The following is a 13,961-nucleotide window of genomic DNA, read 5'->3' on the forward strand; positions in this document are numbered from 1 at the left end:
AAATCACTTAATCAATTTGAATTTTAGGGGTTACGAAGATTAACAACTCTTTCTTCTCGTTAAATTCACTCGTGCTTTTAAACAGCACACCCAAATAAGGAATATCACCTAACAATGGTACTTTCTTAGTTGAGTTAACGATTTGCTGCTGGAAGATACCACCAAGCACCACTGTTTGACCATTTTCTACTAATACTTGGGTTTGGATTTCTTGGGTATTGATCGCCACAGCAGAGCCTGTTGGCGTTTGTACCGTATCACCACGAGTATCTTGTGTAATTACTAAGTCTAAAATTACCTTGTTGTCTGGTGTGATATGAGGCGTTACTTCTAAGCTCAATACCGCTTTTTTGAATGTTACTGTCGTTGCGCCACTAGATGCAGCTTCAACGTATGGAATTTCTGTACCCTGCTCAATACGTGCTTTTTGTTGATTAGCCGTCGTAATGCGTGGGCTTGCGATAATTTCGCCGCGGTTTTCTTCTTCAAGCGCACTTAACTCTAAATCTAAAATAGTGCCATTGGCTAGCTTAGCGACTTGCACACCAATACTACCCGCAGGGCTTGAAACCGGTAAATTGACATTTAAGCGATCAGAAATACTTGGAATATTATCGTAAGAGCCCGCACCAAACATGCCGCCAGCGCCTTCTAAAGAGCCAGAAATAGCACCATCGCTTCCTACGTCACTAATACCCCAACGAACACCCAAGTCTTCTTGCACATTATCATTCACTGTCACCATACGTGATTCAATCACGACTTGCTTAACAGGAATGTCTAGGGTCTCAACCATACGACGCACACTTTCAATACTTTTTGCAGTGTCTTTGATCAGCAAAGTGTTCGTCCGTTTATCAACAGAAACACTTCCTCGCGCTGAGATAATGCTATTTGTGTCTGTTTTCAATAGGTCTGCAAACTCTTCTGCTTTTGCATAGTTAAGGCGAATATATTCGCTATAAAGCGGTTCTAAGTCTTCAACTTGCTGCTTAGCTTTAAGTTCTTTAGCTTCTCGGGCAGCCAACTCTTCAGAAGGGGCGACCATTAATATAGAGCCATCCATGCGCTTATCTAAGCCTTTCACTTTCAATACTACGTCAAGAGCTTGATCCCAAGGGACTCCTTCTAGTCGTAAAGTAATATTGCCTGTAACAGAATCACTCGTTACTAAGTTAAATTCATTGTAACCTGCGATTATTTGCAGTACTGAACGCACGGGAATATCTTGGAAGTTTAACGTCATTGGACGTCCTTGATACTCAATTCCCCCTTCAAGGTAAGCGCGTTGTGTATCATCTTTTTCGACAGTTAAAGTAAAAATATTCTCAATTTGCTGATGAGTGAATTTAAATGCAGCGTTTGGCTCAACCACGATACGTGTCATATTGCCTTCTTTAAACGTCTCAATATTGCTAACGACTGTGCCAAAGTCCATCACATCAAGCTGATAAAGTAGATCATCGAGAATATCAGTATGGTGGAACTCAGCAATAATTTTGCCACCACTTTCGTGAACATCTATAGCTGCTTGCGTGTCTTGTAAAAATACTAACAGCCTTGCTTCGCCTTTTTCACCACGACGAAAATCTATCGACTGAACTGTATTTATATAATTATTGGCTGCTGAGAGTGGATCCGCTATTTCGTCTCCACTAATTGGGTTATCAGAAACATGCAGCGTTAGGATGTTATCTTTAGCGAACGTTTTATAGATTTTTAATTTATCTAACGATACAACGACCTTCAAACCATCAGCGGTCATGGTGCTTGTTACATGCTGAATACCTGCTTGGTTCACAGGTACATCACGCATTTCATTATCAACACCTACATTACTGAATAACATTTCGATGCGTGCTGGTGAGTTATACACCTGGACTTTTGGTTCGAATGTCAGTGCCTCATCAAACACAAGCTGTAGTTGTGTTTCGCCTTTCATTAATGGGTTATAACGCACATCATATAGTAAAGGTGCCGCAACTGCTGACTGCGCTATTAAAAAAGCAAGTGCAGCTAACATGAACTTATGCATGTTTTTAAACCAAGCCATTCCTTTATGCATATTTTTTTTACCTTTCATAAGATTAACTTGCACCATTTGTATCCGCCTCTAACATTTCTAGCTTTGTCAGACGCTCTTTCCAACAACCAGCCCCATCAGGGATTAATTCTAATAGTTCTATGTAATTGTCGTGCACTTCTTTTATTTCACCATGATACAAACCAATGTAATTACCTACGGTTACGCGATAAAGCGTTTCATCTGCCGCTTTGATGAGTGCCCAAGTATTGCCAGCTCGGCCTATGGTACCTTTCATAAGCAAATTATCTAATGGGTATTTCTCAAGAGGTTGGCGAACTCGATTTGGATCAGGATGAAGACAGTTCTTCACCTGCACAAGGTTATTTTGAATAATCTCAGGCTTCGGAGCAACAAATGGGCTGCGAAGTCTGCCTGCACTGTATTCAAAATATTCAAATTGCGCTATCTGTGGGATCGGTTCAACTTTCGGCGTTGTGCTAGCTTTTACCTGATCGATAAACTCTTTTTGCTCAGCAGTATCATCATTACAAGCGGCTAACGCAAAGCTCATTAATATAACTAAGGAAAGCTTCTTCATTTTTTAGTGCCCCCCTCGTAACGATATGTTTTGGCTACAACACTAAAAGTAAGTTCGCCATTACCTAAAGTTTGAATTGTAAAATCATGCAAACTAACAATACGCGGTAATTGTGCTACTTTGCCGACGAATTCACCGAATTCATGGTAAGTACCCACCACCTCAATTTTTATCGGTAGCTCTGTATAAAATTCTTTTTCAATTTCAGGTAACCAACCAATTTTTAAGAAGGTTAAACCACTTGTCGTTCCAACATAAGATAAATCATCAAGCAACCCAGGTGTTTCATTCGAGGTAGGTAAGCGCTTCAATAGTTGAGAAAATTTCTCTTCCATTTCTACCATTTGTTGGCGATACAGTTCTAAGTTGCTCGCTAAAGCATATTTTTGCTTGTAAGTGTTACGCAACTCAGTTTCTTTTGCTACGGCACTGTGATAGCTGGCAATCTCATCAGACACCAATAAGCTATAACTAAAATACAACACGATTGCAGCTACAAAAGCACAACATAACGCTTTTACAGCAATGGGCCAATCACCCATGTTTTCGAGCTCTATTTCATTCCAATCTATTTCAGTTAACGATTTGATATCAAGGTTCATTACGCGCCTCACCTATCTGATCAAACGGTTTAACATAAAAATCCATATTAAAGTCACTTAATAGCCTTGATGTCTGCTCACCTGCAACAATGCCTTGCATTACTGGGCGCTCTAGTAAATAAGAACTTTGAACTTGACGTAGCATGGTCGATAAGCGGTTATTCGATTCGCTACGACCTGTTACATGAATTTGGTCACCACGGCGCTCCAACTTCGTCAAATAGACACCTGCGGGGACTATTTTCGCAACTTCATCCATGATTTGTGTACCTAAGTTACGACTACTTTGCAGCTCTTCAATTAAACGCATTCGTTGCTGTAAGTTTTCTTTCTTTTTATCAAGCTCATTAATTTCCCTAATACGTTGATTCAAAAGAGCGATCTCAGTATTTAAAAAGTTATTCTTTGCATCTTGGCCTTGACGAAGGCCGCTGTAAAAAGAGCTCAATAGATACATACTGATAAAGCTGACAACAACAACAGAAAAAAGCACAGTTATAAATTTATTCTGTGAGTCTTTTCTTTGCTGTTCTCGCCAGGGCAGTAAATTTATATGTGGCATGATGAAAAGCTCCTTAATGCCAGTCCTGTGGCTATTGCAAACTGAGTTCGGTGACGCTGCAGCATATTCCGATCCACTTTTGCGGAGATTTCAATGTTTGCAAATGGCTCAGCAACCACCGTATGGATTCCCAGTTCTTCAATTAAAAGCCTGTCAAGGCCATCAATCATAGCTGTGCCACCCGTTAGAACAATATAGTCAACTTGCTCTTTACCACTGGTTGTTAAGAACATTTGTACTGCGCGTCTTACTTGCTGCAATAGTGATGTTTGGAATGGCGCTAACACCTCAAAAGTATAATTTGGTGGTAAATCCCCTGTTGTTTTACCTATTTCAGCTTCATCAAAGCTTTTATTATAATAAGCAACGATACTATTAGTGTATTGATCGCCGCCAAATACTTGGTCACGGGTATAAATTGTTTCACCCTCTTGCACCACACTAACCAACATCAGAACAGCACCAATATCAACCACAGCGACACACTTATTGTAAGCATCGCTTGGCAACTGTTGATAGTAAACATCCATTGCTCGGCTGAGGGCATAACTTTCTACATCGACCACTGCCGCTTTTAAGTTAGCTGTTTCAAGAGCACCTACACGAGCTTGCACACTTTCAGTTCGCGCTGCCGAAAGAAGTACATTAACTTTACTTGGATCCGCTTCGTTAATAGCCAGTTTTTCGAAATCGATATTAACTTCGTCGAGGGGGTAAGGAATTAAGCTGTCTGCTTCAATAGCAATTTGTGACTCAAGTTCAGCATCAGTTAATGATACATCCATAAAAATTACTTTTGTGATCACGGTTTGCCCAGACACTGCAACAGCAGCGCGTTGTACGGATTTAGGTATTTTTCTTTTTAATTTCGCGATAACATTACCTATTGCTTCTATGTCTTGAATAGAACGTTCAGACATAGCGCCTTTAGGCATAGGTTCAATAGCTAGTGCTTCAAGCCGCAAACCAGCGTCTGTCTCCTGCAATAACACTGCCTTTATACAGTGTGATCCGATGTCGATCCCTACCATCATAGATGAAGGCTTTTTAAATAGCTGACTTAGCATGTTTGCAACTTGGCCTTTGTTTTAATAATAAACAAGTTATAATTTTTATCTGAAAAAATATTATTCATTTTTTAATCAATATATACTAGCAGTCTCCGATTCTAATTGGGAGTCCATTTAGGGAAAATATAAGTGATTTTATTAAAGCGAACTTTACAATTTATTATCATCTGCTCATTCTTAGGACTAATCACTTTAGTTGGTCTATACTATTACGTTAAACCCGACATTCCTAGCGTTCAGGTTTTAAAAGACGTTCAGTTACAGACACCTATGCAAGTTTTCTCACGAGATGGCTTATTGATCAATCAATTTGGTGAAAAACGCCGCATTCCAGTAACAATAGATCAAATACCCCAACCATTAATCGATGCAATATTAGCAACAGAAGATAATCGCTTTTATGAACATATTGGCATTGATCCAATTGGTATAGTTCGCTCAGCCATTGTACTCATATCTACCGGTGAAAAGAAACAAGGCGCAAGTACGATAACCATGCAGCTTGCCCGTAACTTCTTCTTAACCCGAGAAAAAGCATATATCCGTAAAGTTAAAGAGATCTTCATAGCTCTTCACATTGAAAGTATTTTAACTAAGGACGAAATTCTCGAATTATACTTAAACAAAATCGAATTGGGTAATCGCGCCTTTGGTATTGGTGCAGCTGCGCAAGTTTACTATGGCAAAGATTTAAACGAGTTAACTTTAGCGCAAATGGCGATGATTGCAGGCCTACCTAAAGCACCTTCTGCACTTAACCCTATTCGTAACCCAGTTCGCGCAAAGGCTCGTCGAAATGTCGTATTAGGTCGTATGTACACCGAAAAGTACATCACTCGAAGCGAATATGAAGAGGCAATTAACGCACCTATTACTGCAAAATTTCACGGCGCAGAAATTGAAGTCTATGCCCCGTATATTTCAGAGATGGTTCGTGCTGAAATGGTAGCTCGTTATGGTCACGAGCGCGCCTATAATACTGGTTTTAAAGTTTACACCAGCGTTGACTCTAACATTCAACAGGCTGCTCAAGATGCGATTGTTGATAACCTACACGCTTACGATATGCGTCATGGCTTCCGTGGTGCTGCGGCTCAGTTATGGGACAGCGAAAATGAAAGCCCTCTTAGCCAAGAAGAGATCTTATCTAAATTAAAAGATGTCAAAGAATTTGGTCCGCTATTAGCAGGTGTTGTCACCAACGTCGCTGAACAATCAATTGATGTGCTATTAAAAAGCGGTGAACAAGTCACTGTTGAGTGGGATGGTCTAAAATGGGCGCGTAAATATATTACGCGTTACCGTCAAAGCTTTGCACCAAAAACAGCTACCGAAATTTTATCAGCGGGAGCGCAAATTTGGCTGCGTAAAAATGCAGATGAAAGCTATATCCTTAGCCAAGTACCAGAAGCATCGAGCGCACTTGTTTCACTTGACCCACAAGATGGTCGCATTAAAGCGATTGTCGGTGGTTATAGCTTTGAACAAAGCCAATACAATCGCGCAGTTCAAGCAAAACGCCAAGTAGGCTCAAACATTAAGCCATTTATTTATTCAGCGGCACTTGAGAATGGCTATACTCTTGCTTCTATTTTGAATGATGCACCAATTAATCAATGGGATAAAAGCCAAGGTGTGGCATGGCGCCCTAAGAACAGCCCTGCGGTTTATAATGGTCCTATACGTATTCGCAGAGCACTCGCACAATCGAAGAACGTAATCTCGGTGCGCCTATTACGTGGTGTTGGCCTTGAGCGTACAGCCGATCATTTGCTTAAGTTTGGCTTTTTGAATAACGATATTAACCGCAGTGAATCACTCGCACTCGGTAGCGCTTCAATCACTCCACTTGAACTAGCCCGCGGTATGAGTACATTCGCCAATGGCGGCCACTTAATTACCCCTTACTTTATTTCTGAAATTCAGGATTCGGCGGGTACTGTTTTATTCAAAACAGAGCCAGAACTTGCTTGTGATGCGCCTAAGCAAACTGTAACCCCTGAGTTTGCATCTCTTAACCAGAATCAACAGAGTTTTACTGAAGCAGAGATAACGAAAACACCTCGCTGTGCGCCTCGTATCATTTCTAAGCAAAATGCATTTTTAATTTCGCAAGCTATGCACAGTGCAATTTGGGGGGGCGGTAGTTGGACCCATAAAACAGGCTGGAGTGGCACAGGCTGGCGTGCACAAGCACTTGATCGTCGTGATTTAGCTGGTAAAACAGGTACCACTAATGATTCGGTAGATACTTGGTTTAGCGGCTTTAATCGCAATGTAATGACTTCGGTCTGGGTTGGTTTTGATAACCCTGGAAAAGCGCTAGGCCGCTCGACTTACAATAGTAACCTCGATAAATCGCAAATATCAGGTGCAGAATCCGGCGCTAAAACCGCGCAACCTGCATGGGTCGACTTTATGCGTGCAGCCCTTGATGGTATGCCAGAAGCACCTATTGAGCTTCCTGAAGGTTTAGTATCGGTTCGAATCGACTTAGCAACAGGTCTATTGAGTCACAAAAATGATTACACCAGTCGTTTTGAATACTTCATTAAAGGCACTGCACCAACTAAGTACGTACTCGATCAACCAACAGACGTATTTGAAGAAAAGCTCAGCACAGAGGAAGAGTTGTTCTAAATAACTAAGTTGCTATAAGACATAAAAAAGCGCCCTTGGGGCGCTTTTTGCTTAGCTATTTAAACTAAGATCAGCAAAATTACTTTAGGTTATTTACCAGCCAATATAGGTCTGAGTGCACCCCAGCGGCAGTGACTTCTTTACCCGCTCCTGGGCCTTGGATCACCAATGCATTATCTGTATACCACTGTGAATTGATCACAAAGATGTTATCGCCCGGTTTAAGGCTTGCTAGTACATCATCTTTGCCAACATTGACTAAACCAACTTGAGCCTGAACCTTACCATCTACGAGTGTTATAGCACCGGTGTAGCGCACCACTTTATCTTCCGCCGCAGCTTGGGCTGCTTTTTCTGTCATGAATTCATCAAGTAGCTGTTTGTTTGCAAGGAAATCTTGCCAGCTTCCTGATGCAAGCTGTTCAGGCATCAGAGGTGTTAAAGCAATATCATCAAGCTCTAAATCAAGGCCTAAGTCACGCGCTAAAATTAGCAGTTTGCGCTGCATATCACGGCCAGATAAATCTTCACGAGGATCTGGCTCTGTATAGCCCATTTGCTGAGCTTGAAACACTAAATCTGAAAACGGCACACTGCCATCATAACTGCTACATAACCAAGATAAAGTACCCGAGAATACCCCTTCAATGCGGTTAATGCTGTCTCCGCTATTTTGCAAATCAGCTAAAGCAAAGTTAATCGGTAAACCTGCACCCACACTGGTGTTATAACGCCATAACAGATTTCGCTCAGCCAAATTAGTGCGTAGGTTTTGATACCAGCTATTTTCTGCAGTGCCCGCATATTTGTTTGCACTGATCAAATGACAGTTAAGTTCAACAAAGTCAGGGTATAACTGACTGAACGCCTCACTGGCAGTGATATCAATCACCACTTTGTGCTCATAATCTAGTTCATTGATACGTGCTAATAATTCAGCTTTGTCGTAGCTTTGCGCTTCATTATGCCACTGCTCTTGCCATGTTTCGGTATTTAAACCACTGGCACTAAAAAGCATTTGTTTAGAGCGTAAAAGAGCAACTACTTTTACTTTGTACTGAGCAGATAAACGCGCAAACTGAGCTTGTAGTTGCGATAAGAACACTTCGCCTACATTACCAAGTCCAGCAACGATAATGGCCAACTCTTGACCTTTGTTTACCAGCTTGTCATGTAGAAGAGTTAAAACATCACTATCAATTGCCTGATCGTTTAAGATCAACACATAGTTATCGTCTTGTTGTACAAAACGAGGATGAATACTTTGCTCTTTTAAAAGCGCTGTGGCTTGCTCTGTTAGCGCAGATACATCAGCTGTTGGGGCAACTACTGCACAACCACTTAAATTTGACTCGACAATATTTGCACGGCCCGCTAAGTGGCTGACAACTTGGTGAGTGCTTTGACCTGGCACTAATAAGTAAGTATCGCCCTCTTTAGTAAAGTGATGCAGGCTGTGTTGAATTAACTGACTAAGCTCACCGACTTCACCACTGCTTAGTTTATCAACCCGTAATAAATCGATGTTATCTAAGGTCGTAATAAAACGTTTTGCTTTACTATAACCTTCTTTTACTACCTCGGTTGGCGTTGCATCACAATCAAAGCTACTTCTTACCATTAATTTAATTTCTGAGTCTTTTAACGGCGACAAGGTTTTTGCATGCAATACTGGGTTACCTAAACGCGCTAATAAGTTAGCTTGCTCGCGGCATACTTTGGCGTACTTAACCGCATTTTTAACTTTACGAGGGTCAGTACTAAATACCCCTTGTGTATCTGTCCAGATAGACACTTGCTTGGCAAAAGTATAACTCGCTAACAAAGTGGCACTGTAATCACTGCCATTACGGCCTAATGTCACCGTATTACCTTGGCAATCTGCAGCTATAAAACCCGTTACTACGTTGATATGTGTTCTGCTAATCGCATCACTGCATTGCTGTTGGTTTTTTTGATGTAAAAGCTGGCCACCATTTAGAGTAAATAGCTGTCTTGCATCAACATCTTGCGAATCGACACCTAACTGATTTAGATAAGCAGCCAATAACCGCGCCGACCACACTTCACCATGAGCAAGTAAAGGGGCTTCAAGTAACTGCTGCTGACTAATTAATTCATTTAGTACAGCAAGTTCATCTTTTAACTGTGCCAACGCCTGTTGTTTATTCTGCCCTATAAGTAGCTGCTCAATAAGCGCACGTTGATTGTTATCAATAAGCAATAGAATATCGCTAACAGCTTGGCTATCTTGCTGCTGGTAACTTTGCCAAAGCTTTACCAGGGTATCGGTTGTTTTACCCGATGCCGACACAACGACGCAATCGCCCTGCTCAGTATTAGCAAGAACGATGTTCGCTACCGCATGATAACGATCTGCCGAGCTTAAGCTTGAGCCACCAAATTTATGAACAATATTTACCATTTTTCTACCACAATGCCGTATGTGCTGGCGTTAACTTAAATGACGCGTTTTGTTGTGTATCTTGCTGTGCTTGCTTAGCTTCAGCTTTTGTAACTTGCAGTCCTTGACCTGGCTTAACTAAATTGAAAACACGGTCTAAATCAGCAATGAGATCTTTTACGTCTTCAATGCCTACAGAAATACGGATCAAGGTATCGCCCACACCAGCTTCAAGACGTGCTTTAGGCTCCATGCCTGCGTGGGTCATTGTTGCAGGGTGACAAATCAAACTTTCTACCCCACCTAACGACTCAGCAAGGCTAAAGTCTTTAAGGCTTGTTAAAAACGCAGCAGCATCGTTGATGTCGCCTTTAATATCAAAGCTCACCATGCCACCAAAACCGCGTTGCTGTGCTTTAGCAAGCTCATGTTGTGGGTGAGAAGCAAGGCCAGGGTAATAAACTTGGCTCACATAAGGAGAGCTTTCTAAATACTCAGCAATGGCAAAGGCATTTTCTTGGTGCTGCTTTAGGCGTACATTTAAAGTACGTAAACCACGAAGCGTTAAGTAGCTGTCAAATGGTGCACCAGTAATACCGATATTATTCGCCCACCAAGCAAGCTCGTCGCCTAGCTCTTGCGTTGCAGCAATCACTGCACCGCCCACTACATCAGAGTGACCATTGATGTATTTAGTAGTTGAGTGCACAACAATATCAACACCAAACTCAATTGGGTTTTGTAATGCGGGTGATAAGAAGGTGTTATCAGCCGCAACCAAAGCACCACACTGCTTAGCAATACTAGTGATTGCTTTAATATCTGTTAAACGCAAGATTGGGTTACTTGGCGTTTCAATCCAAATCAACTTAGGTTTAATCGCTAAAATTTCTTGGAGGTTTTCAGATTTAGTTAAATCCAAAACTTTTAGTTTTAACAGGCCACGCTTTTCAAGCGAGGTGAATAAACGATAACTACCGCCATAACAGTCATGTGGGATCACTAACGTGTCGTCACTGTTTAACAGCTGAGTTGCTAAATGCACAGCAGACATACCTGTTGCAGTGATAATACCTTTAGCACCACCTTCAAGCTCAGCTAAGGTTTCAGCTAAGATATCGCGATTTGGATTACCGCTGCGACCATAGTCATACTGGCGCTTAGTATCAAAATCAGCAAACGAATAGGTGGTTGATAAGTATAAAGGAGGCACAACCGCACCATGATGTTTATCGGCTTCAATGCCGTGACGAACAGCAATCGTCGCTTTATTTTTTTCGCTCATTTCATCACCTATTCTTTAATTGGATGTTTAGACGTCTAAAAGGTTAGATGATCAAATATGAGAAGTCAAAGCATTTATCGCTTACACATAGAAGTTTATACATTTACACCACTAGATGGCTAAATAACTAGTATTTGACTATCTTTTTTAAAGAGATAGAATTTCCGCATCTTGCGCTGTGAATAAGGCGTAAATCACTGACAACCGAGGCAACGAAACAACTTATGGCTAAATGGAACGGTGAATACATTCACCCATATGCAGAACACGGTAAAAAATCAGAACAAGTAAAAAAGATTACCGTATCAATCCCACTTAACGTATTAAAAGTATTAACTGACGAGCGTACACGCCGCCAGATCAATAACCTGCGTCATGCGACGAACAGTGAGTTATTGTGTGAAGCTTTCTTACATGCTTTTACAGGTCAACCATTACCAAATGATGACGACCTACGTAAAGACAACCCTGAAAAGGTACCTGAAGAAGTTAAAAGAATTATGCAAGAAATGGGATTAGATATCCCAGTGCTTGATTCAGAATAAGTATTTCGGCCATCGGATCACCGCCGATAATCGCAGATATAAAAAAACTCAGCCTAGGCTGAGTTTTTTTATTGAGCGTTATACCTAAGGCTAATTTAGTTTAACGCATGTAATCTTCTGGCATATCGATTTGCGCCACACCCGACTCTACTGCCGCTTCAGCAACAGCACGTGCAATACGTGGTAATAAACGCGGATCCATGGGCTTAGGAATGATGTACTCGGCACCAAACTCAAGTGACTCAACGCCAGCCGCTTTTAATACTTCACTTGGTACAGGCTCTTTCGCGATGCCACGAATAGCATGAACTGCAGCAATTTTCATTTCATCATTAATTGCCGTTGCACGAACATCTAACGCGCCACGGAAAATGAATGGGAAACAAAGCACGTTATTTACTTGGTTAGGGAAATCTGAACGACCCGTTGCCATAATTAAATCGTTACGCGCGCTGTGTGCAACTTCTGGAGCAATCTCAGGATCTGGGTTTGAGCATGCAAACACGACTGGCTTGTCTGCCATCAGCTTAAGATCATCTGCAGTTAACAGATTAGGACCTGATACACCAACGAATACGTCGGCATCAGCAATAACATCTTGTAATGTACGCTTATCGGTATTGTTAGCAAATAATTGCTTATACTCGTTTAAGTCATCACGACGTGTATGGATCACACCTTTACGGTCAAGCATATAAATGTGTTCACGCAGTGCACCACACTTAATTAAAAGCTCCATACAAGCAACAGCAGCAGCACCAGCACCTAAGCATACGATGATAGCATCTTCGATATCTTTGCCTTGCACTTCAAGGGCGTTAAGCATACCAGCAGCTGTAACAATAGCGGTACCATGTTGGTCATCGTGGAAAACGGGAATATCACAGCGCTCGATAAGCGCTTTTTCGATTTCAAAACATTCTGGTGCTTTAATATCTTCTAGGTTGATACCACCAAACGTATCAGCGATGTTAGCAACCGTATTAATGAAATCTTCTGTTGTGCGGTGTTTAACTTCAATATCAATTGAGTCAAGGCCAGCAAAACGTTTGAATAGTAAGGCTTTACCTTCCATTACAGGTTTTGATGCAAGCGGACCTAAGTTACCTAAACCTAAAATTGCGGTACCGTTTGAAATAACTGCAACCATGTTGCCTTTGCCTGTGTATTTATAGGCGTTTGCTGGATCAGCAGCAATTTCACGGACTGGTTCAGCCACACCTGGGCTATAAGCTAAAGCGAGATCGTTAACCGTTTCGGCTGGCTTGGTTAGTTCAACACTAATTTTACCTGGAACGGGGTGAGCGTGGTAATGTAATGCTTGTTCACGAAAATCTGACATAACGCGATAGTATCCTGCAAAAAGTTAAAAAGTGAGAGAGCTTGCATCAGTACGATACCTGTAATGTATAAAAATTCCAAGTATTATCAGGTCTATCCTGTTATATGCTATATCGCTTAATTTTAAAGGATTTCCCAACAATTTCTGTGCATAGTTGCGATTAATCAGACATAAAAATTCATCTATTTATGACCTTTTAAGCACGTGTTGTTGTATTTTATACGCACGTACACTGCAATTAGCCGAAATTAGCCCAAAACAGCCATTTCAACGAAGTTCACAGCATTTACTAACAAAGTTATTTAAATTTATTATTTTTAATAACTTTTATGAAAGTTTATACAAAAAAGAATATAGCCAAGGGGTGGCGCTTTGTCTGCAAAATTAGCGACATAATGGGCATAACAACCAGAAATAGTTATGCAAGATACATAAGTGAAGATGATAAGTAAGTGGCAGCTTTAATAATGAGTTTTGTAAATTTTAGGCATAAAAAAAGCACCTTAAGGTGCTTTTTTTAACTAAACAGCAGAGATTACTTCTTGCTGCTAAGTGCACCGAAGCGCTTGTTGAAACGATCAACACGGCCGCCAGTGTCTAAAATCTTTTGCTTACCAGTGTAAAACGGGTGACACTCAGAACATACGTCTAAGTGGATGTCTTTACAAAGAGTTGAGCTAGTTTCGAATTTGTTACCACATGAACAAGTTGCAGTGATAGCTTCGTACTTAGGGTGAATACCTTCTTTCATAGGGAACCTCTAGTTAAGGCCGTATCGCTCTCCAAACCCGAAGTCTGGCACCATACGCAGTTAATACAATTAATAGGCCGCGTATTTTATAGCTCAAGACGCCTTACGACAAGCTTTAAATACATCTTTCGCTAAA

General features: G+C 41.2%; 11 protein-coding genes. 2 read left to right on the forward strand and 9 right to left on the reverse strand.

Annotation, left to right across the window (positions count from 1 at the left end; all coding sequences use genetic code 11):
* Window positions 1–7: 7 nt before the first annotated feature.
* Genes BIZ38_RS05310 through BIZ38_RS05330 form a run of 5 tightly spaced genes read right to left on the reverse strand, consistent with a single transcriptional unit; the run spans window position 8 to window position 4,855 of the window.
* On the reverse strand, window positions 8–2,065 hold the full coding sequence (locus BIZ38_RS05310) for a type IV pilus secretin PilQ (RefSeq protein WP_371351972.1): 2,058 nt from the start codon (window positions 2,063–2,065) through the stop codon (window positions 8–10).
* A 22-nt stretch (window positions 2,066–2,087) separates the two neighbouring features.
* On the reverse strand, window positions 2,088–2,624 hold the full coding sequence (locus BIZ38_RS05315) for a pilus assembly protein PilP (protein ID WP_054552806.1): 537 nt from the start codon (window positions 2,622–2,624) through the stop codon (window positions 2,088–2,090).
* Window positions 2,621–3,226 (reverse strand): type 4a pilus biogenesis protein PilO, encoded by a 606-nt coding sequence (locus BIZ38_RS05320; RefSeq protein WP_054552807.1) that lies wholly within the window; start codon window positions 3,224–3,226, stop codon window positions 2,621–2,623. The genes BIZ38_RS05315 and BIZ38_RS05320 overlap by 4 nt, the downstream gene beginning before the upstream one ends.
* Window positions 3,216–3,788 (reverse strand): PilN domain-containing protein, encoded by a 573-nt coding sequence (locus BIZ38_RS05325; RefSeq protein WP_054552808.1) that lies wholly within the window; start codon window positions 3,786–3,788, stop codon window positions 3,216–3,218. Before BIZ38_RS05325 ends, BIZ38_RS05320 begins: the two co-directional genes overlap by 11 nt.
* Entirely contained in the window at window positions 3,776–4,855 is a 1,080-nt protein-coding gene (locus BIZ38_RS05330) for a pilus assembly protein PilM (RefSeq protein WP_054552809.1), read from the reverse strand. Before BIZ38_RS05330 ends, BIZ38_RS05325 begins: the two co-directional genes overlap by 13 nt.
* 132 nt (window positions 4,856–4,987) lie before the next feature.
* On the opposite strand from BIZ38_RS05330, the gene BIZ38_RS05335 reads away from it, so the two are divergent.
* Window positions 4,988–7,498, forward strand: a complete 2,511-nt coding sequence (locus BIZ38_RS05335; RefSeq protein WP_054552810.1) for a penicillin-binding protein 1A — start codon at window positions 4,988–4,990, stop codon at window positions 7,496–7,498.
* 79 nt (window positions 7,499–7,577) lie between these two features.
* Here the strand turns inward: BIZ38_RS05335 and metL are convergent, their stop codons facing one another.
* Entirely contained in the window at window positions 7,578–9,923 is a 2,346-nt protein-coding gene (gene metL / locus BIZ38_RS05340) for a bifunctional aspartate kinase/homoserine dehydrogenase II (RefSeq protein WP_187489770.1), read from the reverse strand.
* Between the two features lie 4 nt (window positions 9,924–9,927).
* Entirely contained in the window at window positions 9,928–11,187 is a 1,260-nt protein-coding gene (gene metB / locus BIZ38_RS05345; RefSeq protein WP_054552812.1) for a cystathionine gamma-synthase, read from the reverse strand.
* 224 nt (window positions 11,188–11,411) lie between these two features.
* On the opposite strand from metB, the gene metJ reads away from it, so the two are divergent.
* A complete protein-coding gene (gene metJ, locus BIZ38_RS05350) occupies window positions 11,412–11,732 on the forward strand; it encodes a met regulon transcriptional regulator MetJ (RefSeq protein WP_036973203.1) in 321 nt (106 codons plus the stop codon).
* Window positions 11,733–11,832: 100 nt separating this feature from the next.
* Here the strand turns inward: metJ and BIZ38_RS05355 are convergent, their stop codons facing one another.
* Complete coding sequence (locus BIZ38_RS05355; RefSeq protein ID WP_054552813.1) at window positions 11,833–13,074, reverse strand: malic enzyme-like NAD(P)-binding protein; 1,242 nt, start codon at window positions 13,072–13,074, stop codon at window positions 11,833–11,835.
* Window positions 13,075–13,609: 535 nt separating this feature from the next.
* Window positions 13,610–13,825, reverse strand: coding sequence for a 50S ribosomal protein L31 (gene rpmE / locus BIZ38_RS05360; protein ID WP_036973208.1), 216 nt, complete (start codon window positions 13,823–13,825; stop codon window positions 13,610–13,612).
* Window positions 13,826–13,961 lie beyond the last annotated feature (136 nt).

Source organism: Pseudoalteromonas sp. BZK2, from assembly GCF_014349195.1.
GTDB classification, from domain to species: Bacteria; Pseudomonadota; Gammaproteobacteria; order Enterobacterales; family Alteromonadaceae; genus Pseudoalteromonas; species Pseudoalteromonas simplex.